Origin of the sequence: Bordetella genomosp. 7 (genome assembly GCF_002261265.1) — a bacterium.
Lineage (GTDB): Bacteria > Pseudomonadota > Gammaproteobacteria > Burkholderiales > Burkholderiaceae_B > Bordetella_A.
This window is the reverse complement of sequence record NZ_NEVK01000006.1, coordinates 697,836-722,467: the sequence shown is the minus strand read 5'-3', so window position 1 is coordinate 722,467 and position 24,632 is coordinate 697,836. Positions and strand designations below refer to the sequence as shown.

The following is a 24,632-nucleotide window of genomic DNA, read 5'->3' as shown; positions in this document are numbered from 1 at the left end:
GATGTACCGACACGACGTGCAGGCGGCGCCGCTTTCGACATTATTCTGTCAGGGATAACCCGTATATATACCGGCCTCGGGCGCAGAGCGTTTCGAGGGCGCCGGCGCGCCCGCGGGGGCGCGGCACGCGCGTGTCAGGCGCGGTCGCGGGCCCGGGCTTCGCCTTCCCAGAACACCACGCGCCGGTGCAGGCGGCGCATCAGCAGCGAGCCGCAGAGCCCCAGCGCCGCCAGCAGGAATACGCCGGCGAACATCGTGGACAGGCTCATGCTGACCGACGCCGAGGCGATCATGTAACCCAGGCCCTGCTGGGCAGACAGGAACTCTCCCACCACCGCGCCGATGAGCGCGAGCGATACGCCGATCTGCAGGCCCGAGAAAATGTCGCCGGCGGCGGCGGGAATCTTCACGTGCAGCAGCAGGTAAAGCCGGCTGGCCGAGTAGGCGCGGCAGGCATCCAGCAATTCGAGGTCGATGCGCTTGATCCCGTTGATTGTGTTGACGAACAGCGGGAAAAAGCACACCAGCGCCACGAGGACGACCTTCGAGCTCATGCCGAATCCGAACCACACGAGGATGATGGGGCCCAGCGCCACCTTGGGCATGGCCTGCAACCCCAGGAAGATGGGGTAGCAGAAGCGTTCGAAGGTGCGCGACTCGGCAAGCAGCGCGCCGAACACGATGGCCAGGCCGCAGCCCACCGCGTAGCCGTACAGCGCTTCGGCCAGCGTGGCGCCGATATGCGGCCACAGTGCGCCGCTGGCGAAACCCTGCGCCAGCGCGTCGAACACGGCGCCCGGGGTGGGAAGCAGATAGTCGGGAATGGCAAACAGGCGTATGGCCATGTCCCAGGCCAGTACCAGAACGGTCAGGCTGATCAGGGGATAGGCGGCAGCGGGCAGGCGCGGCCGGCGCCCCCGGGCAGGACGGGTGATGGGATCAGACATGCAGGAAATGCTGCCGCAGGTGCTGGCAGGCCTCGTTGAAATCGGCTTGGCCGAGAGTGTCGGGTGTGCGCGGGCGCGCCAGTCCGGGACGGAAATCTTCGACGATGCGCCCGGGGCGCGGCGACAGCACGATGATGCGGTCGGCAAGGAACACGGCTTCGGGAATGCTGTGCGTGATAAACAGCACCGATTTGCGCGACTGGCTCCAGATGCGCTGCAGTTCCAGCGTGAGCAATTCGCGGGTCAGGGCGTCCAGGGCTGCAAAGGGTTCATCCATCAACAGCACGTCGGGGTCGGACAGCAACATGCGGGCGATGCCCACGCGCTGCTGCATGCCGCCCGACAGTTCGTACGGATAGTTGTCGGCGAACCCGTCCAGGCCGACCAGCTTCAGCAGCTCGCGCATGCGCGCCGCCGCGGGCGCGGCCGGCAGGCCCAGGGTGCGCGCGGGCAGCAGCACGTTCTGCGCCACGGTTTTCCAGGGCAGCAGGTTGGGCTTCTGAAACACCACTCCGGTGCGCCGGCTGGGGCCGGTGACGGGCTGGCCTCCCAGCTTGACTTCGCCCGCGCTGGGGCCGAGCAGGCCCGAGGCGAGCTTTACCAGCGTCGACTTGCCGCAGCCCGACGGCCCCAGCACGGCGACGAACTCGCCCGCCCGTACGTCCAGGTCGATGGGGCCCAGCGCGTCGATATCGCCCCGGCGGGTGGGGTAGACCAGCTGCACGCCGTCCAGGTGCAGGTCCAGGCTCATGCAGATGCCTCGCGAAGAAAGCGCAGTACTGCCGTCCAGGCGCTGCGGTTGGCGTGCGCGTTGGCCCGGGCGGTGCCTCCGCCGCTGAGCACCAGCCCCGCCACGGGATGCGGCTTGGCGATCAGCGTGGCCGGGTGGTGCGGCACGCCGATGGCGTGGCCTGCGCCTTCGCAGCGCACGTGTTCCACGGCCCATTGATGGCCGTGCGCGTGCAGCGTGGCGGCGATCTGTTGCGAGTACTCGGCCGATGGCCAGAACCCGTCGTCGGTGCCCGACACCAGCATGACCGGGCCTGCAATCTGCTCGACCGGAACGCGAGCGGCCGCGACACTGGGTGCGTGCGTCATGGCGGTGCGGAAGGCGGGTTCCTGGCGCACCGGGGCGCCGTCAGGAGGCGCCTGCAGGAAGGCGGTCCAGTCAGCGTTGGGGTTGTCCTGCCAGACGTTGCGCAGTGGTTCGCCCTGCCAGGTCCATACCGGGGCGTCGGGCGCCTGGCCCGGCCGGCCGGCGCGCAAACTGCCGTGCACGACCGAACTCGGCACGTAGGCGATCACCGCGCTCACCAGGCGGGGAAAGCGCGAGCCCAGCAGCAGCGACAATTCGCCGCCGCGCGATTGGCCCGTGACCGCGACAAAGCCGCGCCGCGGCGCATGGGTGCGGTGCAGCCATTGCAACGCCTGCTCGAAATATTCGAGCGGGGTCTCGGAGATATAGTCGGGACGGCCGGGCGCCTTGAAATAGCCCAGCGCCAGCGCCAGGTAGCCGTGCGCGGCGTAGAGCGCCGCGCGCTGGCGCGGGATGCCGCCGCCCGAGCCATTCATGACGACGATGGCAGGATGAGGCCCGGGTGTGGCGGGCGTGAACAGCGTGCCGGAGATCTCGCCGCGCAGCTCGCTGCGCGAGACGCCTGCGCTTTCGTAGCGTTGTACAAAGCTGGCCTCCAGGCGTTGCGGGCCTGCGACGACCTCGACCACGATCTGCAGTGCGGCCGTTTCTTCACTGAGTTCGGCAGCGGTGGGCGCGGCTTCGCGGCGCATGGCCCAGACCACGGCCATGGCGTCGGCCACGTCCCAGTCGCCGCGCAGCGGGGCGCGGGCATCCAGGTCCAGCACGCCGTCGGCCCCGACCTCGAAATCGGCAGTGCTGCGCCAGCGGCTGCCATCGGGATGCTGCAGCGTGGCGGTGACATGCGCGGTGCCCGCGGGCAGGCCGCTGGCCACGATGCGCCGCGGCATGTCGATCAGGGCATCGGCGGGCGTGATCTGCAAACTGGCGGAGCCGGCCTGGATCATTGCTGCTCCTTGGCCTGTGCGCGCACGGCCTGGGCATCGAAGTCGTTGATCTGTGCGATCAGGTCATTCGAGAAGATGGCCTCGACCGGAACCTCTGCAGACGGATACTCGCCGGCGGCGTGCATGGCCTCGATACCGGCGCGGATGGCGGCGATGTCGTACTGGCCCGGCACGCGCGCCGTGCCGTCGGGCTTGTGCAGTACGCGCGCGAGGCGGCGCGCCAGCAGCGTGCTGTTCTTTTCCAGTTCGGCGGCCTCGTTCTGGGCCGGGCGGGTTTCGGGGTGCGCGCGCCAATAGGCCTGGACGCAGAAGCGCGGGTTGGCCTCGCAGGCGATCTGCCCCTTGGTGTAGGCCCGGGCGAAACGAACCAGCAGGTCGGGCTGGTCGCGGTACGTGTCCTGGTGCGCGATGAAGCCGTTGCCGGCCGTTTCGCTGAAGACTGCGGGATAGCCGATGCGGCGGATCTTGGTGCCCGACATTTCCAGCATGTCGTGCCAGCTGCTGTTGAAATTCAGTGCATCGACCTGGCCCGTGCGCAGCGCCTGGAAGCCCGCCGCCAGGGCGCCGACCGCCACGTATTCCACGTTCTGGCCCGGCTGCAGGCCGGCGGTGCGCAGCGCGGCGCGGCCGCCCGGAATGGTGCCCCAGGTCAGCGCGCCGACGCCGACAGTCTTGCCTTCGAGGTCGGCCAGCGACTGGATGGGGCCGTCGGCCAGCACCGCGAACTCCATGGTGTTGGTGGGCACGCCGTTGTAGAAATAGCGCAGCGGCAACGGGTTCTTGCTGTTGAAGTAGCTGGAGATCACCGGTTCCGACGTGGGGTAGCCCAGCGTGACACGCTTGTTGGCCACCTGCGGCAACAGGGCGCCCGCGCCCTGGAATACGATGGTCCGGACGTTGAGGTCTTCCTGCTTGAAGAAGCCCAGCGCCTCGGCTGCCGCATAGGGCGCGCCGTCGTGCACGGCGGGTGGGATGGCCAGTGCCACGGTGACATCGTCGGCGCCATGTGCGCCGCCGGCAGCCAGGCCCAGCGCCGCGCAGCAAGCGGCGCGCAATAGATGGCGGATGTTTTTCATGCGATTTTCCTGTGATTGCCGCGGGCGTCAGGCCGCGCGGCGGATATAGTCGGCAGCCATGCGCGCCAGCGCCGGTCGGTCGATTTTGTTGGTGCTGGCCAGCGGAAGCGCAGGGACGAACCACACGTGCCGCGGATGCTGGTAAGCCGGGGCATGGGCCAGGGCAAACTGCTTGATCGCGGCTTCGTCGGCGGCGGCGCCAGCCCGCAGCACGATGAAGGCGACCGGCTTGGTGCCCTTGATATCGTCGTCTATGGGCACCACGCAGGCCTGCTGCACTGCCGGGTGCCGTTCGAGCATGCGCTCGACTTCGGCGGGATAGATGTTCTCGCCGCCGGACACGAACATGTCGTCGCGCCGGCCCATGAAGGTATAGAACCCGTCGGCGTCACGATGAAAGACGTCGCCGGTACGGTAATACCCGTCGTCCGTGAATGGCGTGCCGAGGTCGGGCCGCTGGTGATAGCCCAGCATCAGGCCGGGGCTCTTCAGTTCGAGCACACCGGTGTTGTCGCCGTCTTCGGGGCCCTGGCTCAGCCGCACCCGCACTGCGGGATGCGGATAGCCTACCGATGCGGGGGGAGTGGGCAGGCCGTCCGGATGCGGCCCGAACACGACGGGGCCGCCCTCGGTTGTGCCGTAGGCGTTGATGATGCGCGCATTGGGCAGCATCTCGCGGATCTGCTGCCACAGGCTCGCGCTGACGGGCGCCGAGCCCATGCGTATGGCCCGCACCGACGACAGGTCGGTGGCAGTCAGGAGGTCATGTTCGCGCAGCATCATCGCGATCATCGGCGGCACGGCGGTCAGCCAGGTGACGCGATAGCGTTCAATGGCGCGTATGTAGGCCTGTGCCTGGAACTGCGGCAACAGCACCGCGCTGGCCCCGCAGGCGAGCACGAGCAGAGACAGCGCCAGCGCGTTCATGTGATAGAGCGGCGCCGCGATCAATGTGCGCTCGTCATCGAGCGGCGTGGCGGACTGGCGCATGCGCACAGTCCAGTATTGCCCCGCGTGCGTCAGGCGCACGCCTTTGGGGCGGCCGGTCGATCCGGACGTATACAGCATCAGCGCCAGATCGTCCGCTGCCGGGGCGACAGGCGCCACGCCGTCGTCGGGCTGACCGGTCCAGCTGGCGCCATCGATCGGCAACGCCTCGATATCTGCGGGAATGCCGCCCGCTCGCGCGGCGTCGTGCAGCACCAGCCTGGATCCGCTGTCGCGCAGGATATAGGCGATGGTCTCGGGCGGAAACTTGAAATTCACCGGCACGGGCACCAGGCCGGCGCGCTGGATGCCCAGCAGCGCCGCCAGGTAGTGCGCCGAGTTCGCCGCGACGATGGCAATGCGGTCGCCCGGCGCGTAGCCGCGCGCGCGCATTGCCGTGGCCACGCGGCAGGCCGCCGCTCGCAACTGCGCGTAGGTCCAGGTCCGGGCGGATTCGCCGGCGTCGAGGTCGACCAGCGCTATCCGATCCGGCGCCGCCAGTGCGGTAGCGTCGAGCACGGTGCCGAGGTTGTCTGCGGACGTGGCCATGATTGCTCCGGTGATCAGGCGCGCGGCGTGGAATAGACGCCGCGGCCGCTGGCCACCAGCTTGCCTTCACCGTCGTACACGTGGGCTTCCGCCGTGGATACCTGCGAGCCGAACTTGATGACTTTTCCGCGCACGCGCAGGTCGCCCGGCATGGCCGCCCGGTGGTAGTCGACGCGCAGGTCGATGGTGGGCACGCCGCGTCCGGTCTGCGAAACCAGCGCCCAGTCGGCCGCCAGGTCCACCAGCGCGGCCAGGATGCCGCCGTGCGTGTAGCGCTTGTCGGGGTTGACCACCCATTCTTCGCGCCAGCGGGCGGTCAGTTCGATTTCGCCGGTGCCCACCGAGTTCACTTCCAGGCCCAGCCATTGGTGGTAGGGCCCGCGCAGCAGCCGCTCCTGGATAGCTTCGGGGGTGGGCAGGGCAGTGTTGTTGTCGCTCATGATTGGTATCCGGTTCAGGGGTTGACGATGACTTTGCCCAGCACTTCGCGGTCGCGGATCAGCGCCAGGCCGTCGGCGGCCTGCTCCAGCGGCACGCGGCGATCGATCAGCGGCTTGATGCGGTTCTGGGCGATCAGGTCGAGCAGGGCCTTGAGGTTGTCGTCGTAGAAGCTGTTGGAGCCCTTGATGTTGAGCTCGAAGCTCCACACGTAGCGCAGGTCTTCGGCGGGCGCGTGGCCGGCGGTGGCGCCGCACACCAGCAGGGTGCCGCCGCGCTTGATGCACTTGAGCGAGGGCACCCAGGTATCGCCGCCCGTGAAGTTGATGACCACGTCCACCCCGCCTTCATAGTTGCGGCGCTGGGGCTTGCCGTATTGGCCGATGGCCCACTTCGAGAAGTCGGTTTCGCGATAGTTGACGAGATGGTCCGCACCCAGCGCCTGCAGGGCCTGGAGCTTGGAATCGCTGCCGGCGCACGCGATGACCTCGGCGCCGAGCAGTTTGGCCAGCACCACGCAGGCCGTGCCCACGCCGCCGCTGGCGCCCAGGATCAGGACCTTGTCGCCGGCCTTCACGGTGTTGTGCGTGACCAGCATGCGGTGGGCCGTGCCGTAGGCGACGGGCAATGCGGCGGCGTCGTCGTAGTCCACGCCGTCGGGCAGGGCGATCAACTGGTCCTGGGACACCAGGCAGTACTCGGCCATGCCCCCGTCGAGCATTTCGCCCATCAGGCCGCGCGATTTGTTCAGCGGATTGACCAGTACGCGGTCGCCCGCCTTCCAGCCGTCCACCTCGGGGCCCACTTCGGCGATCTCGCCGGCCATGTCCAGCCCGATGACCACAGGCAGCGGCACCTTGATGCCGGGCATGCCTTGTACCGTGAAGACGTCGTGGTAGTTGAACGACGAGGCCTTGACGCGGATCACCACGTGGCCGGGAGTGGCGGCGGGCGCCGGTTTGTCGGTGACAACGGCGAGGCGGTCCAGGCCGCCATGCTCGGTCAGCACCAGGGCTTTCATGGTCTTGCTCATCTTCGATGTTCCTTTGGATGGATAGGGTTCAGGTTCAATGCAGGGATTTGGACTGTTCGTAGGGGCCGGTCACGAACAGCGAGGCGTCCAGCTCGCCTTTGATCAGGCCGCTGGAAGCAAAGACTTCGTGCTGGCGTTTCAGAGTGGCGATGTCGGCGGGCTCGAAGGCCACGCGATACATGTTGGTCCACTGTTCGGCGTAGGCGCGCGCGTCGGCCGCCGGCAGGTTGGCGGATTTCTGCAGGATGGCGGCCACTTCACCGGGATGCGCGCCGCCCCACTGCACCGCGTCCCGCAGCGCCGCGATCACGCGGGCGACCACTTCGGGTTGCTCGGCGATGAAGTGGCTGCGCACGGCGCCAATGCCGATGTAGGGCACGGAGTCCGATTGAGTCAGCCGCTGCCATTCCTGGGCGAACGACCCCAGCCTGCGCACCTTCAGCTCGTCCAGTTGAGCAAGAGTGACCGAACGCAGGGCCGCCGCGTCGACCTGGCGCTGCGCCAGGAACTGCACCAGGCGCGATTCGTTGCCGCCCACCAGCGAAAAATCATTGAGGCCGATGCCATGGTTGCCGGCCAGGATGGCCCCGGCGATCGCCGCCACAGAACTGCCCGCGGGCGACATGCCGACTTTCTTGCCGCGGAACTGGTCGATGGTCTTGATATCGGAATCTTCGGGAACGACGAACTGCACGTCGGCGGGCTGTGTGGCGGCGTATACCTTGATGGGCACCCCTTCGGCCACGCTGCTGAACACCCCAGCGGCAGGCGCGCCGAACGCCAGGTCGATGGAGTTCGAGGCCAGGGCCCGCAGCGGCGCGTTGACGTCGGGGAAACGCACGAACTCGATATCGAGATTGCGCTGCCGGAAGAAGTCGGTGGCTTCCAGCACCGAGCCGTAGCCCAGGCTGACGCCGCTGCTCCAGTAGCCGATGCGCACCTTGTCGGCGGCGAGGGCGGCCGGCGCGGCGGCGGTAATGGCAAGCGCGGCCAGGCCGGTGGCGGCCCGCAGTAATGTACGCAGGAACATATGTGACTCCGTGAAGATCAGTTGGGTTTCCAGCGGAACAAATGTCGTTCCAGGGGTTTGAGGATGCCGCCTTCCAGCACGAGCATCAGCACCACCAGCAGCAGCGTCCAAGCGAACACCTGGTCGGTCTGGACCAGGTCGGCGGCCTGGCGCAGGCGGTATCCGATGCCGTCCGAGGCGCCAAGCGTTTCAGCCACCAGGCTGACTCGCCAGCCAAAGCCGAAGGCCAGGCGGGCGCCCGAGAAGAAATAGGGCAGTATCGAGGGCAGGTGGATGCGCAGCAGGATGCGCGCGCGCGACAGCCGCAGTGAACGAGCCAGGTCGATGAGCTGCTTGTCGACATTGCGCGCGCCCTGCCAGACATTGGTCAGGATCAGCGGCATGGCCGTCATGAACACCACGAAGATGGTGGTGGCGTCCGAGATGCCGAACCAGATAATGGCGAATATCGCCCATATCGCCGAAGACACCGTGTTCAGCACGGCAAGCACGGGCTCGAAAACTTCGGCCAGCACGCGGCTCGCGCCCAGCGCCAGCCCCAGCGGCGTGCCGACCGCCGCCGCCAGCACAAAGCCCATCACCACGCGGTACATGGTCATGCCGACGTCGTGCCCGAAGCGCTCTGCGCTCATCAGGCCCAGCAGCGCCTGCCAGACTTTGTCGGGGCCGGGCAGGATAAACGCCGGCGTGCGGCTGGCCGCGGCGTACCAGCATGCCAGGAAAACCGCCAGGAGCAGCGCGCGCCACAGCAGCAGGCGAGGCCAGCCCTTCAGTCGAGGCGTGCGGCCGGGGCGCGCCACCGGCGCAGGCAAGGTCGTGGGGCGGCCGCTCATGTCTGTACCTTGAGGCGAAGTTGTCGCACGGTTTCCGCCACGCCCGGGTCAGTGGCATGGCGCGGACGCGGCAGCGCCGGCGCCATCACCTCGCGGATGCGGCCGGGCCGCGGCGCCAGCAACACGATGCGGTCGGCCAGCACCACGGCTTCTTCCACGTCGTGCGTCACGAACAGGATGGTGGTGTGCTGGGCCGCCTGGATACGCAGCAGTTCATCGTGCATTTGCGTGCGAGTCTGTGGATCGAGCTTGGAGAACGGTTCGTCCATCAGCAGAAGGTCGGGCCGCATCACCAGCGTGCGGGCCAGCGCCGCCCGGCTGCGCATGCCCCCGGACAGCTCGTGCGGCCAGGCCTGCGCAAAGCCGTCCAGGCCGACCAGCGCCAGGGTATCCAGCGCGCGCTGGCGACGCTGCCGCAGCGGCAGCCGCGATGCTTCCAGGCCAAACGCCACGTTGTCGCGCACGTTCAGCCACGGCAGCAGCCGGTCTTCCTGGAACATGTAGCCCAGCGACGCCGACGGCGGCAGCCCTATGCCGCCTTGCTGCAGGGATTCGAGCCCGGCCACCAGGTTCAGCAGCGTGCTCTTGCCGCATCCCGATGCGCCCAGCAGGGCAACGATTTCGCCTGGCCTGATGGAAAAAGACACATCGCGCAGCACTTCCAGGCTGCCGAAGTGATGAGAGACGTGATCTACCCGCAGGGCGGCCGTCGCCGCGCCGGGCGCGATGGTGAGGCCGGCCGTCATCGCCAGCTCCCGGGGTTCTGGACCGGGATGGCCGCGCCCGTCTCGGCCAGGCTGGCATACAGCTTGTCCAGCGTCATGGCCTGGAAGGTCTCGATATGGCGACGCGCAATGGTTTCGACGCGACGGGCATCGCCTTCGGCAAAGGCGTCGATCATGGCGTTGTGGTCGTGCTTGATTTCCGGCTTGGTCTTCTGCACGCCGAAGCCCAGCGCCACCAGGCGCGACATCTCGTCCAGCAGGCCGGCCAGCATGCGATGCAGCCGCTCGTTGCCGCAGGCCTTGGCGATTTCCAGGTGAAAGGCCTTGTTGGCGTCCATGAAAACGTCGATCTGGTCGTTCAGGTGCAGAACCGGATGGGGGACGCGGCAGGCGGCCTCCAGCGTGCGCAACGTATCGAGATCTACGCGCCCCACGGCCAGGCGCGCGGCCAGCGGCTCGATCTGCGCACGCAGCTGGAACACTTCTTCTACGTCGCGCAGCGTAATGGGGGTGATCTGATAGCCCTTGCGCGGCCGCGAACGCACAAAGCCCTCGTGCGCCAGGCGGGTGAGCGCGATGCGGCAGCTGGATTTGCGGATGTCGTAGGCCGCCATGAGCTCGGGCTCGGTGACGATCACTCCCGGCGGCAGGCGGCATGCGATGACATCGCTGCGCAGCCGCCGGTAGGCGTCGTCGCCATGGCTGAGCGTGACGCAGGCAGCGGCGTTCGCGGGAGAGTTGTCGGTGTCGTTCATTGGCTTGGTCTGCGGGCGGCCCGGTTTCGAGCAGTGTGAGCAGCCCAGAGAAGGCGGCAGTTCTGTCTACAAACCATTCTAGGCAGCGTGATCCGCGTCGCTAACGAAAACTTTGTGCTATGCATATGCTTGCTGTGAGCAGCTCACTGGGCAGCTCACAGGCGATGCTGTCTGCCGGCGGCTGCGCCGCTACACTGTTTATCCGACCTATAACGAGACTGCCATGAGACACACTTTGACTACCTTGGGTCTGGCGCTGGCCCTGTCGTTCACCGGAGCCGCCGCACACGCGCAATCGTCGCAAACCGCAGACGCGCCGCCCGCCAGCCAGGCGCCTCGCGATGCGTTTTTCTGGTTGGGCGAGATCAACAAGGCCACTGTGGTCATCAACAGCGATGAAGGCCTGCTCGACCCGGCCCTGGCGCCCCGCCTGGCCGCCGGCGTCGCGCAGGTCATCGCCGACGGCAACCAGCCCGGCGGCAAGCGGCCGTCAACGGTCATTACCTTCGAACCGCTGTTGATCAAAGCCGCCGGCCCCGATATCACGCTGCTGCACGCGGGCCGGTCCAGCCAGGACATGCACGCCACCTATCGCAGCGCCATTCTGCGCGACAAGCTGCTGGCGCTTGCCGACCAGCTCAACCGCACATCCACCACGCTGGTGAACCTGGCGGAAAAGCACGCCGAGACGGTGGTGCCCAACTACACCAACGGCGTGGCCGCGCAGCCCAACAGCTATGGCCACTATCTGCTGGGGCACGCGGCCGCGCTGGACCGAGACGCGCAGCGCATCCGCGAGGCCTATGCCCGCGTGGACCGCTCGCCCATGGGTACTACGGTGCTCAACGGCACCAGCTGGCCGTTGAACCGCGAGCGCATGGCCGAATACCTGGGGTTCGCCGCACTGGTGGACAACGCCTACGATGCGTCGCAGATTTCATCGATGGACCAGCCGGTGGAAGCCGCGTCCATCGTCACCGGCATTGCCCTGCATGCCGGCAACTTTATCGAGGACGTGATGACGCAGTATGCGCAGTCGCGGCCGTGGATCTTGCTGCAAGAGGGTGGCGGCAATACTTACGTGTCCAGCGCCATGCCGCAGAAGCGCAACCCGGGGCTGCTGAACAACACGCGCAGTGCCGCGTCCACCGCGCTGACGCTGGCCATGGGGCCGGTGCTGCAGACGCACAACATTACGCCAGGCATGGCCGACCCCAAGAGCGTGCGACAGAACTCGGCCATGATGGACAGCGCCATACAGGTGCTGCAGCAGTGGGACCGCGTGCTCAACGCCCTGGTGGTCAGCCCCGAGCGTGCGCTGGAAGAACTCAACAGCGACTGGACGGCTTCGCAGGAACTGGCGGACGTGCTGATGCGCAAGTACAAGCTGCCGTTCAGGGTGGGGCACCATTTTGCTTCCGAGGTGGTGTCGTATGCCAAGGCCAACAACATCAAGCCGCTGGATTTTCCCTATGACGTGGCGCAGCGCATCTATGCCGAGGCGGTGCACGACAGCGGCTACCCTGCCGAGCTGCCCATGAGCCAGGCCGAGTTCCGCGCCACGCTGGATCCGGTGGCGCTGGTGAAAAACCGCGCCACCCTGGGCGGCCCCCAGCCGGCCGAGATGCAACGCATGATCAAGCTGGCCCGCGAGCGCGTGGCGGCAAGCGATGCGTGGGTAAAAGAGCGGCGCGCCCACATCGACAATGCGCTGGCCGAACTGGACCAGCAGTTCAACGAACTGGCGGCGCGCGGGCAGGCCAGATAGCGGGTGCGGCGCGCTGCGCCGGGCGCCGACGGGTGCGGCGCCGCAGCGCCTTATTCGTATGATGGTGGCGCCGCAGTAGTATGATCGCCTGCATGTCGCCGCAGGAGAATCGCATGGCAGCCGCCGCCCCCGCATCCACCCCCCGGAAAACGCTTTCTTCCCGGGTGGCCGACGAATTACGCGCCCGCATCGAAGGGGGCATGTACGCGCCGGGCGACAAGCTGCCCACCGAACAGGTGCTGGTAGAGAAATTCGGATGCAGCCGTACGGTGATCCGCGAAGCGGTGGCCACGCTCAGGGCCGACGGGATGCTGGAATCGCGCCAGGGCGCGGGCGTATTCGTGCTGGGGCCCCGGCAGTCGGGCGAGACGCTCATGCTGTTCTCGCACGCCACCGACAAGATATCGGACATCATCGAGGAGCTGGAACTGCGCATCGGCATCGAAGTCGAGGCCGCGGGCCTGGCGGCCGCGCGCAGCTCGCCCGCCCAGGAGGCGGCCATCCAGGCCGAGCTGGACCATTTTGCGCAGCTGATGGCAGAGGGCAAGTCCACCGATGATGCCGATTTCCGTTTCCACATGGCGATTGCCGCGGCCACCAACAATACGCGCTTCAAGACTTTCCTGGAACATATCGGCCGCCGCATGATTCCGCGCGTGAAGTTCCGGTCGGTGATGGGCGGGGTGGACCCGCTGCCCAACCGCGACCACACCATCCTGGCCGAGCATGCCGCCATCGCCGAGGCCATCTTCGAAAGCGATGTCGATCGCGCCCGCGACGCCATGCGCCGGCATCTGCTGATAGGCATCCAGCGCTACCGGGCGTTGACGCGCCGCCCCGCCCAAACACCGGACAGCGATTGACAGCCCGCGAAAAGTCATCATATGATTCGTCCGAAATACATATGATGACTTTTCGAGGCAAGCATGTCCCCCCAAGAAATCAAGGCTCGTATCGCGTCCGGTTTGCTGTCTTTTCCGGTGACGCACTTCAATGATGACTTCAGCCTGAACCTGCCCAGCTACCAGAAACACGTGGCGTGGCTGTCGGGCTTTGACGCGGCCGCGCTGTTCGCGGCGGGCGGCACCGGCGAGATGTTCTCGCTTACGCCACAGGAAATCGGCGACCTGACCCGCGCCGCGAAAGAGGCGGCCGGCAATATGCCGATTATTGCGGGCTGCGGCTACGGCACCGAGCTGGCCAAGGATATCGCCCGCCGCGCCGAACAGGCCGGCGCGGATGGCCTGTTGCTGTTGCCGCACTACCTGATGGACGTTCCGCAGGAAGGCATCTTCCAGCACGTAAAAGCGGTGTGCGATTCCACGGGGTTGGGCGTCATCGTCTACAACCGCTCCAATTCTGTGGCAAACGCGGACACCATTGCGCGGCTGGCCGACGCCTGCCCCAACCTGATCGGCTTCAAGGACGGCACCGGCCAGACGGCCCTGGTGCGCCACATCACCGCGCGCCTGGGCGAGCGGCTGAGCTATATCGGCGGCATGCCGACTCACGAACTGTATGCGCAGGGCTTCAACGGCCTGGGCCTGAGCACGTATTCGTCGGCCGTCTTCAACTTCGTGCCGGAACTGGCGCTGCGTTTCTATCGCGCCCTGAACGCCGGCGACGAGGCGACCATGGCGCAGATCCTGGACAGCTTCTTTTTCCCGTTCGCCGAAATCCGCGACCGCCAGAAGGGTTACGCCGTTTCCATCATCAAGGCCGGTGTGCAGCTGGTGGGCCATACCCCCGGCCCCGTGCGCGCGCCGCTGACCAACCTGACGCCGCAAGAAATAGACATGCTGAAGGCGCTGATCGACCGCGCCGGCGGCTGAAGCGGGTCTGCGCCAGGCGAGGGGCGGGCCGCAGGCCCGGCCCTCGCGCCGGCCGGGCCATCACAGCGCAAGACTGTGGCACACAACCCCCAAGGAGGAAGACATGAACCGAGCAGGCATCGCTACACTTGCCTCGGCGGCCATCCTGGCCGCGCTGGCTGGCCCGGCCGCGGCACAGGGCAACCGCGAGGTGCGCATCGTTTTGCCGGAACAACCGGCCAACCTGGAACCCTGCGGCAGCATCATGACCAACGTGGGCCAGGTGCTGAACCAGAACATCACCGAATCCCTTACCGTCATCGATGCAAAGACGGGCAAGGCGATGCCCAGGCTGGCCGAGAGCTGGGAACAGGTCGATCCGCATACCTGGCGCTTCAAGGTGCGCCAGGGCGTGAAGTTTCATGACGGCGCCGACCTCGACGCGCAGGCGGTGGTGTATTCCATCGAGCGTATGACGGGCGGCAAGCTCACTTGCAACAACATGGCCAAGTTCGGCAATGCCAAGCTGCAAGTCAAGGCATTGGATAAGCATACCGTCGAGATCAAGTCCGACCAGCCATCGCCCATTCTTCCCACGCTGCTGAGCGTGGTGATGGTCGTGTCGCCCAATACGCCTGTCGACAAGGCGGTGAACGATCCCGTTGGCACTGGGCCCTTCAAATTGGTGACCTTCAATCCGCAGACGGTGGTGGTGGAGGCTTTCGACGGCTATTGGGGCAAGAAGCCGGCGGTAACCAAGGCCACCTACGTGTGGCGGCAGGAGTCATCGATACGCGCGGCCATGGTGGAAACCGGCGAGGCCGACCTGACGCCTTCCATCGCGATCCAGGACGCGACGAATCCGGACTCGGATTTCGCGTACCTGAATTCCGAAACGACCGCCATCCGCATCGACCTGACTCAGCCGCCGCTGGACGACGTGCGCATCCGCAAGGCGCTGAACCTGGCGATCGACTGGGAAGGCCTGGCCCAGTTGTTCGGCGATGACATACAGCGCGCTTCGCAAATGGTGGTGCCCGGCATCATCGGCCACAATGACAAGCTGGCGGCCTGGAAGTACGACGCCGACCAGGCGCGCGAGCTCGTCGAGCAAGCCAAGGCCGACGGCACGAAGGTCGATACCGAAATCAAGCTGATCGGCCGCAACGGCATCTATCCCAATGGCGCCGAGGCGATGGAGGCCATGATGGCGATGTGGCAGGCCGTGGGGCTGAACGTCAAGCTGGTGATGCTGGACGTGGCCGACTGGACACGCTATTTGCAGAAGCCGTTTCCGGCGGAGCGCGGCGCCAACCTGGTGCAGATGATGCACGACAACAACAAGGGCGATGCGGCCTTCACCATACCCATCTTCTATCGGTCGAGCGGGCAGTATTCCGCGCTGAGCGATCCCGCGCTGGACCAGCAGATAGACGCGGCCATGGCGGCCACCGGGCAGGCGCGCGAAGACGGCTTCAAGGCGATCTTCCGCGAGATGCGCACGGAAGTCGTGCCCGACATTCCCATGTTCCACATGCTCGGCTATACCCGCGTAGGCAATCGCCTGGATTGGAAGCCCGACATCACCACCAACAGCGAGATCCCGCTGGCCAATATCCAGTTCAGGCAGTAGTTCGCTGTGCCGGCGCGCTGCCGCGGCGGCGCGCCGATCCGCCTTACCCGCAAGCCAAGGACCCGACCATGCTGCATTACCTGGGACGACGGGCGTCCTATAGCATTGTTTCGCTGCTGGGGCTGCTTACCCTGGTGTTTTTCCTGACGCGCCTGACCGGCGACCCGTCGGCGCTGTACCTGCCGCTGGACTCCACCGCCGAAGCGCGCGCGGCATTCGCACGGCTCAACGGACTGGACCAGCCGCTGTATGTGCAGTTCGGACACTATCTGGCCGATTTGCTGCGGCTCGACTTCGGCGAATCGATGCGCCAGCATCGCTCGGCCATGCAGGTGGCGCTGGAGGCCTTTCCGCAGACGCTGAAACTGGCCGCCGTGGCCATGCTGCTGTCGGTGACGCTGGCCATTGTGGTGGGCGCGCTGGCGGCCGCGCGTCCCCGCGGCGTGTTCGACCGGGTGGCCAGCGTCGTCTCGCTGGCAGGCGCCAGCGCGCCCGACTTCTGGGTGGCCATTGTCGCCATCCTGGTGTTTGCGGTGGGGCTGGGCATACTGCCCACGTCGGGCACGGGCGGCTGGGAATTCTGGGTGATGCCGATTTTCGTGCTGATGCTGCGCCCGTTCGGGCTGCTGGTACAGGTGGTGCGCGGCACCATGCTGGCGTCGCTGGCTTCGCCCTACATCAAGACGGCGCGCGCCAAGGGGCTGGCGCCGCGATCGATCGTGTTCGGCCATGCCCTGCGCAACTCGCTGCTGCCCGTCATCACCGTGGCGGGTGACCTGGCCACCGGGCTGGTCAATGGTGCGGTCATTGTGGAGTCGGTGTTCGGCTGGCCCGGCATCGGCAAGCTGATGATCGACTCGATCATCCAGCGCGATTTCGCCGTGGTGCAGTCCACCATTCTGGTAACAGCCACCGCCATCTTCATCCTGAACATCTTGATCGACCTGCTGTATGCGGTGCTCGATCCCCGAGTCCGGTACTGAGCATGCCTGCCATTTCGTCTGCCGTTTCTGTTGCTTCCGAAAGCGCCGGGGCGCGCGCCCGGATATTGCTGAACTACCTGCGGCGCGACAGGCTGGCGCTGGCTGCCGCCGTGTTTCTTGTGCTGCTGGCCGCGGCCGCGGTGCTGGGGCCCTGGCTGATGGGCGATGCCGCCACCCGGCTGGGGCTGCGCCAACGCAACCTGGCGCCCTTCGACCTGGACGCCGGATGGCTGTATCTGCTGGGCGCCGACACGCTGGGGCGCCCCATACTCGCACGACTGGTCGTGGGGGCGAGCAATACGCTGGCCATCGCGGCGGCCGCCGTTCTTATATCGATGCTGGCAGGGGGGCTGCTGGGGCTGGTGGCCGGGTATTCCGAAAGCTGGTACAGCCACGTCATCCAGCGCGGCGCCGACATCATCATGAGCTTTCCGTCGCTGCTGCTGGCGCTGATCGTTCTGTACACGCTGGGGCCCAGCGTAACCAATCTGGTGATCGTGCTGGCCATTACACGCATGCCCGTGTACTTGCGCACCGCGCGCGCCGAAGTGCTGGAGCTGCGCGAGCGCATGTTCGTCAGCGCGGCGCGGTCGATGGGCGCGAGTTCGGCGCGCATTCTGCTGCGCCATATCGCGCCGCTGGTCGTGCCCACACTGATGACGATATCGGCCATTGATTTCGCCACCGTCATCCTGGCGGAATCGGCGCTGAGCTTCCTGGGCCTGGGCATACAGCCGCCGGACTTCACCTGGGGCGCGATGGTGGCCAATGGCCGCGGGTACCTGGGCAGCGCCTGGTGGATTGCGTTCTGGCCGGGCCTGGCCATCATGCTGACCACGCTGGCGCTGAACATTCTGTCGAGCTGGGCCCGCGTCGCGGCCGACCCGCAGCAGCGTTGGCGGCTGCAGAAACTGAAGAGGGCGAGCCGATGAACAACGTTGAGCGCGAACACCCCATCCTGTGCATTGACGGCCTGACGGTGGATTTCCTGTCCGACGACGACCCGGTGCGCGCGGTGGACGATGTGTCGTTTCATGTGCGTGCCGGAGAGACGCTGGTTATTCTTGGGGAAAGCGGTTCCGGCAAGAGCGTCAGCACCAGCACCGTGATGGGACTGGTGGACTGCCCGCCGGGCGACATCGTGACGGGCAGCATCCTGTTCCAGGGGCAGGATCTGGCGCGCCTGTCCGCCGAGGCGCGCCGGCAGATCAATGGCCGCCGCATTGCAATGATCTTCCAGGACCCGCTGGCCTACCTGAATCCGGTATATACCGTGGGCCGGCAGATTGCCGAGGTGTTCCAGTGCCACGGCGTCGCGCACGGCGGGCAGGCGCGCGCCAGGGCGATTGAATTGCTCGGGCGGGTGGGCATACGGGAGCCGGAACTGAGAGTGGACTTTTATCCGCACCAGTTCTCGGGCGGACAGCGTCAGCGCGTGATGATCGCCATGGCGATTGCGCTTTCGCCGCAGGTGCTGATCGCCGACGAGCCGACCACGGCGCTGGATGTCAGCGTGCAGGCGCAGATCCTGGACTTGCTGCGCGACCTGCAACGCGAGCAGGGCATGGCCCTGATACTGATTACGCACGACCTGGAAGTCGCGGCGTCGATGGCCGACCGGGTGATCGTCATGAAGGGCGGCAAGGTGGTCGAGGCAGGCGACGCGCGCCAGGTATTCACGCATCCGCAGCACGACTATACGCGTACGCTTACGTCGGCGCTGCCCCACGGCGCGCCGGACGGCGCGGGCCGGCGCCGCCTGCATAGCCTGGCGCAGGAGCCGGTGTTGCGGGTGGAGCACCTGGTGAAGGACTACCCGCTGCCCACGGGCATGTTTGGCGCCAGGCGTTCGCTGCGGGCCGTGGACGATGTCAGCTTCCATGTGTGCCGCGGCGAAACGGTGGGCATCGTCGGCGAGTCGGGGTCCGGAAAATCGAGCGTGGCGCGCATGCTGTTGCGCCTGTTCGACGCGACCTCGGGCGCCGCTTATTTCAATGGCGTGGATATTTTCCGCATGGATGCCCGCCAGATGAAGCAGTTTCGCCGCAAGGTGCAGATGGTGTTCCAGGACCCGTTCGGGTCGATGAACCCGCGCATGGCGGTGCAGGACATCATCGCGGAACCCTGGGCGATACACGGCGACATTCTGCCCAGGCAGCGCTGGCGCGACCGCGTGGTCGAACTGCTGGAACTAGTGGGGTTGCGGCCCGAGCATGCGCTTCGGTATCCGCACCAGTTTTCCGGAGGGCAGCGGCAACGCATCGCGATCGCGCGGGCCCTGGCCAGCGAACCCGACCTGGTGGTGTGCGACGAAGCGGTGTCGGCGCTGGACGTATCGATCCAGGCGCAGATTATCGAGCTGCTTGCCGGCCTGCAAACGCGCCTGGGGTTGTCGTACGTGTTCATTACCCATGATCTGCCGGTGGTGCGCCACTTTGCCGATCGCATCATCGTGATGCAGCAGGGCCGCATCGTCGAGCAGGGGCCCACGTCAGGCATCTTCAACCAGCCGCGCCACGCATACACGCAGAGCCTGCTGGCGGCCACGCCGCAGCCCAAGTGGTTGCGCGCAGCGTCCGCAGAAACTTGCGGCGAGTGCGTGGCATGACCTCTTTCCGAGCCGCCATGCCCGACGCACGCCATGCTTATTCTGAGCTGATCGATTTTGCCCGCGGGTGCCTGCTGGCGCTGGACGTGGACAGCGAGATCGCCGCCGTGGTGGCGCGCCGCGTCGTGGACGCGGACTTGTACGGCCACAGCACGCACGGCCTGGCGCTGCTGCCGCGCTATCTGCAAGAGATCTCGCAGGGTGCGACCGCGCGCCGCGGACAGATCCGGCAATTGTCGGAGAAGGGCGGCTGCCTGCTGTGGGATGCCGGCATGCTGCCCGGCCACTGGGTGATGGACCAGGCCATCCGCGCGGCCCTGCGGCGCGCGCCTCAGCAAGGCATTGTCAGTGTCGCCGTGCGCCACAGCCAGCATATTGGCGCCCTGCAGGTGTACCTGCCCGACCTGACCGAAGCGGGCTATATGGGCGTGTTGTGGGCCACCGATACCAAGGTGCGTTCGGTGGCGCCGTTCGGCGGGCTTGATCCGGTGGTCACCAGCGAGCCGATCGCGGCGGGCATCCCCACGCGCGGCACGCCTATCCTGATCGACACCACCACGTCGCTCACCAGCAATAGCCAGGTAAAGCAAGTGCAGGCCAGGGGCGAGCGCCTGCCGTGGCCCGTCCTGCTGGATGCGCACGGCTGCGCCACGGATGATCCTGGCGCGCTGGCCGGCGACGCGCCGGGCAGCATCCTGCCCCTGGGCGGCGTCACCCATGGCTACAAGGGCTATGCGCTGGCGATGCTGGTGGGCGCCATGTCGCTGGGCCTGCCGGGCCTGGGCCGCCTGTCGGGCGAGAAAGCCCAGGGTTTTCTGCTGCAAGTGATCGACCCGGATGCGTTCGCAGGCAAAGAGGCCTTCCTGGACGAAATGCAGGCGCTGGCCGATGCCACGCGAGCGTCGCGCCCCATCGATCCGTCGCGTCCGGTGCGCGCGCCCGGCGATGCGGCGTGGGCGCGCGCGGCGCGCCAGCGGCGCGAGGGGGTGCTCATCGGCCCGGACATCAAGGCAGGGCTGGCGGGCTGGGCGCGGCAGCTGGGCATGGCGTTTCCGCCCCCGCTGCCGTGATCGCGCCGCAGCACAGGAAACCAAAATGATGGATATCGTTTTTCATGGGCAGACCGCTCGGCAGTATGTACAGGTGTTCGGCGCGGCGTTGCGCAGCCCGGCGCGCATCCGCTGCGTGCCGGACATGCTGGAGGCCGACGACGATGTGCAGGCCTACCGGCACGCCGACGTAATTGTCGGCAACCGGCTGGACGCCGCCATGCCGCGGCCGCTGCGGACGCGGCTGTACCAGGTATGCGCCACGGGCTACGACCGGGTCGACTTTGCGCTGCTGCCGCCGGGTGCGACCGTGTGCAATTGTTATGGGCACGAGCCGGCCATTGCCGAATACGTCATGGCGGCCATGCTGGGGCGGTGCGTGCCGCTGGCCGAGGCCCATGCCCGCCTGGCGCGCGGTGACTGGCATTACCGCGCCGGGCAGCCATCGTCGCTGCGCGGCGAGCTGGGGGGCGCTACGCTGGGGTTGCTGGGCTACGGGCGTATCGCGCAGGTGGTGGCCCGGCGGGCGCGGGCCTTCGGCATGCATATCCTGGCGGCCAACCGCAGCCGGGTTGCCGTGCCGGATCAAGCCGACGCCTGGTTCGACCTGGGCGAGCTCGACGAATTCTATGCGCGGGCGGATTTTGTTGTGGTGTCGCTGCCGCTCTTGCGCGCAACCGAGGGCCTGGTGGATGCGGCCGCCTTTGCCTGCATGCGCTCGCACGCGGTGCTGATCAATGTGGGACGCGGGCCGGTGGTCGACGAGCGGGCGCTATACGATGCCCTGGCCGAACGCCGTATCGGCGGGGCCGTCATCGATACCTGGTACCAGTATCCCGCGCGCGCAGGCCAGGCCTTGCCGCCATCGAACCTGCCGTTCGAACGACTGGACAACGTCGTCATGACCTCGCACATGTCGGCATGGACTCACGGAACCATCGATCGTCGCGCCCGCATGATGGCGGCCAACGTCGACGCTTGCGCCGAGGGCAGGGCGCCGCAACACCAGCTACCCCGGTAACAAGGGCCGGGCCGCCTGCAGGCCATACGGCGACTGGTACGGATGCAGGCGCGAATGCCTGTATTATCGTCGCGTCTTCATTGTTGGAATTGCCATGCCGCCATCTCGCAAAAAGAAGGCCGGGCCAGGTGTCGAGCCGACGGAGCTCCTGGCGTACCGCGTGCTTACGCTGAGCCAACTACTGAATCGCGGTATCGAGGTCATCCTGGATACCCACCTGGGGCTGTCGGTGCGGCAGTGGCGCGTGTTGCTGTGCATTGCCACGCGCGGGGCGCAGTCGGTGCAGGACATCGCGGACTTCTGCCGGTACGACAAAAGCCAGGTCAGCCGGGCGGTATCGGAGATGCTGGAAAAGCAGTTGGTCGTCACCCGGCCCAGCCCCACCGACGGCCGCCGCGTGCTGGTCGACATGACAGCCGCCGGATACGAGAAGTACGAGCAGGGCATGCCCCTGAGCCTGGCGCGCCAGGAACGCCTGGCCAGCTGTCTCAGTCCGCGCGAATTGCAGACCTTCGACAAGGCCATGCAGACTCTTATTCGCCAGGCCGAGACGCTGCTGCAAGAAGCCCACCAGGAGCGGGCGCGTACCCGCTGAGCCTGGTGCAGGCAACCGGGCGAGCCGGCATTACCAGCCGCCGGCGTGCCCGTCCTTGCGGTGATCGGATGCGCCCACGTAGCCGTCGTGCAGCTTCGCGATGGCTTGCGCCCCGCCGAACTCGTCAGAGAATCGCGGCGCCACTTCGATCTTGTGGCCCTTGGCGCGCAGCGCGGCCACGACATCGGCCGGGAAGTTCCATTCCACCAGCACCGTGACGTTGTCTTCCAGGATGCGCCAGCGCGGCGCGTCGACCACGGCCTGCGGGTTCTGTCCGTGGGCGATGCGCGAGGCCACTTGCATGTGGCCCTGCGCCTGCAGCGATCCGCCCATGACGCCGAAGCTCATCAGGGGCTTGCCGCCGCGCATCAGGAACCCCGGAATAATGGTGTGGAAAGGCCGCTTGCGCGGACCGACCTGGTTGGGGTGGCCCGGCAGCAGGTTGAAGCCCCAGCCGCGATTGTGCAGGGCGATGCCGGTGTCGGGCACGACCAGGCCCGAACCGAAGCCCTTGAAGTTCGATTGGATGAACGACACCATCATTCCGCCCGCATCCGCGGTGGTCAGGTATGTGGTGCCGCCCTTGAGCGGCAGGCCGGGGCCTGGATAGCGCGCCTGGGCGGGGTCGATTTCTGTGGCGCGCGCGGCCAGGTAACCGGGGTCGAGCAAGGCCTGGGCGTTGACTTCGTGCATGTAGCGGCTGTCGGCCACGTAGCGATGCATGTCGGCCAGGGCCAGCTTCATGGCCTCGATCTGCGCGTGGAAGTACTCGGTGGAATCTACCGGCAGCCTGGGCGCGCCGAACGCATCCAGCATGCCCAGCGCCATCAGGGCGCCGATGCCCTGACCGTTGGGGCCGATTTCGTGTAGCGCGATGTCCTGGTATTGCTGCGAAATGGGCTCTACCCAGTCGGCCTCGTGCGCTTCCAGGTCGTCGCGGGTGAGCGCGCCGCCCGTGGCCCGGGCATAGGCCGCGATCCGGTCGGCCAGCGCGCCGCGATAGAACGATTCGCCCGCGGTGCGCGCGATTTCTTCCAGCGTCGCGGCCTGGCCCTTGCATATGAAGCGCTGGCCAGGCGCCGGCGCGTGCCCGCCCGGCGCAAATGCTTCAACAAAACCGGGGGTGTGCTTGATATCGGCGATCTGCGTTTCCCATTGACGGCTGACAATGGGCGTGACGATGTAGCCGTCGCGCGCGTAGCGGATGGCAGCCTGGAACAAGTCGGCGAACGGCAGTTTGCCGAATCGCCTGGACAGCGCCACCCAGCCCGACACCGCGCCGGGCACCGTTACCGAATCCCAGCCGCGCGCGGGCATGGCGTCGTACTTGGAAAAGTATTCCGGCGTCCATGCCTGGGGCGAACGTCCGGATGCGTTCAGGCCATGCAGTTGCTTGCCATCCCACACGATGGCGAACACGTCGCCGCCGATGCCGTTCATGCAGGGCGCCACCACCGTCAGTGCGATGCCCGCGGCGATGGCCGCATCCACGGCATTGCCGCCCGCGGCCATGGCCTGCAGCGCGGCCTGGGTGGCCAGGGGCTGCTCGGTGCACGCCACGTTCTCTGCCAGGACGGGCATGCGTTGCGACGTATAAGGGAAGTCCCACTGCGAGCCGTTGAAAGATGCCATTTGTGTTCCTGTGTCGACCAGTGCTTAGTTCGTTTCCGCCAGTTTCTTGGCCAACGCCGGCCACAACGCGAATTCCTTGGCGAGCACGGGACGCAGATCATCGGGTGCCGTGTAGCGGGCAACGATGCCGCTGTTTTCCAGTGTGGCGATGACTTCCGCATCGCCAACGGCCTTGCGCACCGCTTCGGAAAGTACCTGCAGGTTCGCGGGCGGCGTGCCGGCCGGCGCGAGCAGTACGAAGGCGTTGTCGGCCTTCAAGTCGTAGCCGAGTTCTGCCATGGTGGGCACGTCGGGCAGTTGCGGCACGCGGTTGCTGGCCGCGGTGGCCAGCGGCACCAGCTTGTTTGCGCGCACATGCGGCAGCACCGACGAAACACTGTCGAACATCATGCTGGTTGCGCCCGTGATCAGGCCGGGAACGGCCTCTGAGCTGCCCTTGTACGGCACGTGAGTGGCCGACGCGCCCGCGCCTGCCAGGAACACCGCGGACTCGATGTGCGACAGTGAGCCGGAGCCTTGCGAGGCATAGTTGTAGTGGCCGGGGCGGCTTTTCAGCAGCGCGACCAGCTCGTCCACGTTCGTTACCCCAAGTGACGCGGGCACCACCAGCATATGGGGCGCGTCCGCGATGCCGGCGACGGCGGCGAAATCGCGTTCGATGTCGGGCAGGTCTTTATAGGTGACGCTGGCAATGGCGATCCCCGCCAGGGGCACCAACCCTATGGTGTATCCGTCCGGCGCGGCGTTGGCCACGCTTTTGTAGCCGATAGTGGTGGCCGCGCCCGGCTTGTTTTCGACCACGACTTGCTGGTCGAGCGTTTGCGACATGTGGCGGGCGATGGCGCGCGCCGAGGTGTCGCCCGCGCCGCCCGGCGGCGCCGGCACGACCAGTTTTACCGGCTTGGCCGGAAAGGCCGGTTGCGCCAGCGACGGCGCGGCGCCGGCGGCCAGACCGAGCCCCAGCATGCATTGAAGGATTTTCCGCAAAACATGAGTACTGCCGGTCAGCTTGTACATCGATTCGCTCCTGGGCGACATGAAAAAAAGACGGCTGCGCGCCGCTTCCGCAGGCGGGGCGCCGCTCATCATATCGGGCATATAGTTGCTACGTCAACC

The 24,632-nt window shown here is 66.8% G+C and carries 23 protein-coding genes; 10 read left to right on the top strand and 13 right to left on the bottom strand.

Features of this window, described 5'->3' with window-relative positions; translation table 11 throughout:
• Positions 1 to 134 precede the first annotated feature (134 nt).
• Genes CAL19_RS14430 through CAL19_RS14380 form a run of 11 tightly spaced genes read right to left on the bottom strand, consistent with a single transcriptional unit; the run spans position 135 to position 10,416 of the window.
• A complete protein-coding gene (locus CAL19_RS14430) occupies positions 135 to 947 on the bottom strand; it encodes an ABC transporter permease (protein WP_094797129.1) in 813 nt (270 codons plus the stop codon).
• Positions 940 to 1,698, bottom strand: a complete 759-nt coding sequence (locus tag CAL19_RS14425; protein ID WP_026638697.1) for an ABC transporter ATP-binding protein — start codon at positions 1,696 to 1,698, stop codon at positions 940 to 942. The genes CAL19_RS14430 and CAL19_RS14425 overlap by 8 nt, the downstream gene beginning before the upstream one ends.
• On the bottom strand, positions 1,695 to 2,990 hold the full coding sequence (locus CAL19_RS14420) for an acyl-CoA thioester hydrolase/BAAT C-terminal domain-containing protein (protein ID WP_094797128.1): 1,296 nt from the start codon (positions 2,988 to 2,990) through the stop codon (positions 1,695 to 1,697). The genes CAL19_RS14425 and CAL19_RS14420 overlap by 4 nt, the downstream gene beginning before the upstream one ends.
• Complete coding sequence (locus CAL19_RS14415) at positions 2,987 to 4,066, bottom strand: ABC transporter substrate-binding protein (RefSeq protein ID WP_094797127.1); 1,080 nt, start codon at positions 4,064 to 4,066, stop codon at positions 2,987 to 2,989. The genes CAL19_RS14420 and CAL19_RS14415 overlap by 4 nt, the downstream gene beginning before the upstream one ends.
• A gap of 27 nt (positions 4,067 to 4,093) precedes the next feature.
• Positions 4,094 to 5,602 (bottom strand): class I adenylate-forming enzyme family protein, encoded by a 1,509-nt coding sequence (locus CAL19_RS14410; RefSeq protein WP_094797126.1) that lies wholly within the window; start codon positions 5,600 to 5,602, stop codon positions 4,094 to 4,096.
• 14 nt (positions 5,603 to 5,616) lie between these two features.
• Positions 5,617 to 6,042 (bottom strand): PaaI family thioesterase, encoded by a 426-nt coding sequence (locus tag CAL19_RS14405; RefSeq protein ID WP_026638693.1) that lies wholly within the window; start codon positions 6,040 to 6,042, stop codon positions 5,617 to 5,619.
• 14 nt (positions 6,043 to 6,056) lie between these two features.
• Positions 6,057 to 7,061: a zinc-binding dehydrogenase gene (locus CAL19_RS14400; protein WP_212589901.1), complete on the bottom strand. Its 1,005-nt coding sequence runs from the start codon at positions 7,059 to 7,061 to the stop codon at positions 6,057 to 6,059.
• Between the two features lie 46 nt (positions 7,062 to 7,107).
• Positions 7,108 to 8,103 carry an ABC transporter substrate-binding protein gene (locus CAL19_RS14395; RefSeq protein WP_094797124.1) on the bottom strand — a complete coding sequence of 332 codons (996 nt, stop codon included), beginning with the start codon at positions 8,101 to 8,103 and terminating at the stop codon, positions 7,108 to 7,110.
• Positions 8,104 to 8,120: 17 nt separating this feature from the next.
• Positions 8,121 to 8,936 (bottom strand): ABC transporter permease, encoded by an 816-nt coding sequence (locus tag CAL19_RS14390; RefSeq protein ID WP_026638690.1) that lies wholly within the window; start codon positions 8,934 to 8,936, stop codon positions 8,121 to 8,123.
• Positions 8,933 to 9,682, bottom strand: coding sequence for an ABC transporter ATP-binding protein (locus CAL19_RS14385; protein WP_026638689.1), 750 nt, complete (start codon positions 9,680 to 9,682; stop codon positions 8,933 to 8,935). Before CAL19_RS14385 ends, CAL19_RS14390 begins: the two co-directional genes overlap by 4 nt.
• Entirely contained in the window at positions 9,679 to 10,416 is a 738-nt protein-coding gene (locus tag CAL19_RS14380) for a GntR family transcriptional regulator (RefSeq protein WP_026638688.1), read from the bottom strand. The genes CAL19_RS14385 and CAL19_RS14380 overlap by 4 nt, the downstream gene beginning before the upstream one ends.
• 223 nt (positions 10,417 to 10,639) lie before the next feature.
• Between CAL19_RS14380 and CAL19_RS14375 the strand changes: the two genes are divergently transcribed.
• From CAL19_RS14375 to CAL19_RS14330, 10 genes are all read left to right on the top strand, one after another.
• Complete coding sequence (locus tag CAL19_RS14375) at positions 10,640 to 12,184, top strand: argininosuccinate lyase (protein ID WP_026638687.1); 1,545 nt, start codon at positions 10,640 to 10,642, stop codon at positions 12,182 to 12,184.
• Positions 12,185 to 12,297: 113 nt separating this feature from the next.
• On the top strand, positions 12,298 to 13,047 hold the full coding sequence (locus CAL19_RS14370; protein WP_026638686.1) for a FadR/GntR family transcriptional regulator: 750 nt from the start codon (positions 12,298 to 12,300) through the stop codon (positions 13,045 to 13,047).
• Positions 13,048 to 13,110: 63 nt separating this feature from the next.
• Positions 13,111 to 14,016, top strand: a complete 906-nt coding sequence (gene kdgD / locus CAL19_RS14365; protein WP_026638685.1) for a 5-dehydro-4-deoxyglucarate dehydratase — start codon at positions 13,111 to 13,113, stop codon at positions 14,014 to 14,016.
• A 103-nt stretch (positions 14,017 to 14,119) separates the two neighbouring features.
• Positions 14,120 to 15,628, top strand: a complete 1,509-nt coding sequence (locus CAL19_RS14360; protein WP_026638684.1) for an ABC transporter substrate-binding protein — start codon at positions 14,120 to 14,122, stop codon at positions 15,626 to 15,628.
• 68 nt (positions 15,629 to 15,696) lie between these two features.
• Positions 15,697 to 16,611, top strand: coding sequence for an ABC transporter permease (locus CAL19_RS14355; RefSeq protein ID WP_094797123.1), 915 nt, complete (start codon positions 15,697 to 15,699; stop codon positions 16,609 to 16,611).
• 2 nt (positions 16,612 to 16,613) lie between these two features.
• A complete protein-coding gene (locus CAL19_RS14350; protein WP_038852039.1) occupies positions 16,614 to 17,543 on the top strand; it encodes an ABC transporter permease in 930 nt (309 codons plus the stop codon).
• Positions 17,540 to 19,219 carry an ABC transporter ATP-binding protein gene (locus CAL19_RS14345; RefSeq protein WP_094797122.1) on the top strand — a complete coding sequence of 560 codons (1,680 nt, stop codon included), beginning with the start codon at positions 17,540 to 17,542 and terminating at the stop codon, positions 19,217 to 19,219. The genes CAL19_RS14350 and CAL19_RS14345 overlap by 4 nt, the downstream gene beginning before the upstream one ends.
• Positions 19,216 to 20,289 carry an Ldh family oxidoreductase gene (locus CAL19_RS14340; RefSeq protein ID WP_094797121.1) on the top strand — a complete coding sequence of 358 codons (1,074 nt, stop codon included), beginning with the start codon at positions 19,216 to 19,218 and terminating at the stop codon, positions 20,287 to 20,289. Before CAL19_RS14345 ends, CAL19_RS14340 begins: the two co-directional genes overlap by 4 nt.
• Before the next feature lie 25 nt (positions 20,290 to 20,314).
• Positions 20,315 to 21,289 carry a 2-hydroxyacid dehydrogenase gene (locus CAL19_RS14335; protein WP_094797120.1) on the top strand — a complete coding sequence of 325 codons (975 nt, stop codon included), beginning with the start codon at positions 20,315 to 20,317 and terminating at the stop codon, positions 21,287 to 21,289.
• A gap of 94 nt (positions 21,290 to 21,383) precedes the next feature.
• On the top strand, positions 21,384 to 21,884 hold the full coding sequence (locus CAL19_RS14330; RefSeq protein ID WP_051423661.1) for a MarR family winged helix-turn-helix transcriptional regulator: 501 nt from the start codon (positions 21,384 to 21,386) through the stop codon (positions 21,882 to 21,884).
• 30 nt (positions 21,885 to 21,914) lie between these two features.
• Here the strand turns inward: CAL19_RS14330 and CAL19_RS14325 are convergent, their stop codons facing one another.
• Positions 21,915 to 23,516 carry a gamma-glutamyltransferase family protein gene (locus CAL19_RS14325; RefSeq protein WP_026638677.1) on the bottom strand — a complete coding sequence of 534 codons (1,602 nt, stop codon included), beginning with the start codon at positions 23,514 to 23,516 and terminating at the stop codon, positions 21,915 to 21,917.
• A gap of 24 nt (positions 23,517 to 23,540) precedes the next feature.
• The gene (locus CAL19_RS14320; protein WP_051423660.1) at positions 23,541 to 24,482 is read right to left on the bottom strand and encodes a Bug family tripartite tricarboxylate transporter substrate binding protein; all 942 of its coding nucleotides are present in this window, start codon (positions 24,480 to 24,482) and stop codon (positions 23,541 to 23,543) included.
• Between the last annotated feature and the right edge of the window lie 150 nt (positions 24,483 to 24,632).

Excerpts from the sequence above, each read along its gene's own strand:
- CAL19_RS14410 (WP_094797126.1), bottom strand. The coding sequence starts at position 5,602 with ATGGCCACGTCCGCAGACAACCTCGGCACCGTGCTCGACGCTACCGCA.
- CAL19_RS14390 (WP_026638690.1), bottom strand. The coding sequence starts at position 8,936 with ATGAGCGGCCGCCCCACGACCTTGCCTGCGCCGGTGGCGCGCCCCGGC.
- CAL19_RS14340 (WP_094797121.1), top strand. The coding sequence starts at position 19,216 with ATGACCTCTTTCCGAGCCGCCATGCCCGACGCACGCCATGCTTATTCT.
- CAL19_RS14385 (WP_026638689.1), bottom strand. The coding sequence starts at position 9,682 with ATGACGGCCGGCCTCACCATCGCGCCCGGCGCGGCGACGGCCGCCCTG.
- CAL19_RS14395 (WP_094797124.1), bottom strand. The coding sequence starts at position 8,103 with ATGTTCCTGCGTACATTACTGCGGGCCGCCACCGGCCTGGCCGCGCTT.
- CAL19_RS14335 (WP_094797120.1), top strand. The coding sequence starts at position 20,315 with ATGATGGATATCGTTTTTCATGGGCAGACCGCTCGGCAGTATGTACAG.
- CAL19_RS14425 (WP_026638697.1), bottom strand. The coding sequence starts at position 1,698 with ATGAGCCTGGACCTGCACCTGGACGGCGTGCAGCTGGTCTACCCCACC.
- CAL19_RS14405 (WP_026638693.1), bottom strand. The coding sequence starts at position 6,042 with ATGAGCGACAACAACACTGCCCTGCCCACCCCCGAAGCTATCCAGGAG.
- CAL19_RS14325 (WP_026638677.1), bottom strand. The coding sequence starts at position 23,516 with ATGGCATCTTTCAACGGCTCGCAGTGGGACTTCCCTTATACGTCGCAA.
- CAL19_RS14345 (WP_094797122.1), top strand. The coding sequence starts at position 17,540 with ATGAACAACGTTGAGCGCGAACACCCCATCCTGTGCATTGACGGCCTG.
- CAL19_RS14355 (WP_094797123.1), top strand. The coding sequence starts at position 15,697 with ATGCTGCATTACCTGGGACGACGGGCGTCCTATAGCATTGTTTCGCTG.
- CAL19_RS14400 (WP_212589901.1), bottom strand. The coding sequence starts at position 7,061 with ATGAAAGCCCTGGTGCTGACCGAGCATGGCGGCCTGGACCGCCTCGCC.
- kdgD (WP_026638685.1), top strand. The coding sequence starts at position 13,111 with ATGTCCCCCCAAGAAATCAAGGCTCGTATCGCGTCCGGTTTGCTGTCT.
- CAL19_RS14380 (WP_026638688.1), bottom strand. The coding sequence starts at position 10,416 with ATGAACGACACCGACAACTCTCCCGCGAACGCCGCTGCCTGCGTCACG.
- CAL19_RS14370 (WP_026638686.1), top strand. The coding sequence starts at position 12,298 with ATGGCAGCCGCCGCCCCCGCATCCACCCCCCGGAAAACGCTTTCTTCC.
- CAL19_RS14320 (WP_051423660.1), bottom strand. The coding sequence starts at position 24,482 with ATGCTGGGGCTCGGTCTGGCCGCCGGCGCCGCGCCGTCGCTGGCGCAA.
- CAL19_RS14430 (WP_094797129.1), bottom strand. The coding sequence starts at position 947 with ATGTCTGATCCCATCACCCGTCCTGCCCGGGGGCGCCGGCCGCGCCTG.
- CAL19_RS14350 (WP_038852039.1), top strand. The coding sequence starts at position 16,614 with ATGCCTGCCATTTCGTCTGCCGTTTCTGTTGCTTCCGAAAGCGCCGGG.
- CAL19_RS14330 (WP_051423661.1), top strand. The coding sequence starts at position 21,384 with ATGCCGCCATCTCGCAAAAAGAAGGCCGGGCCAGGTGTCGAGCCGACG.
- CAL19_RS14360 (WP_026638684.1), top strand. The coding sequence starts at position 14,120 with ATGAACCGAGCAGGCATCGCTACACTTGCCTCGGCGGCCATCCTGGCC.
- CAL19_RS14420 (WP_094797128.1), bottom strand. The coding sequence starts at position 2,990 with ATGATCCAGGCCGGCTCCGCCAGTTTGCAGATCACGCCCGCCGATGCC.
- CAL19_RS14415 (WP_094797127.1), bottom strand. The coding sequence starts at position 4,066 with ATGAAAAACATCCGCCATCTATTGCGCGCCGCTTGCTGCGCGGCGCTG.
- CAL19_RS14375 (WP_026638687.1), top strand. The coding sequence starts at position 10,640 with ATGAGACACACTTTGACTACCTTGGGTCTGGCGCTGGCCCTGTCGTTC.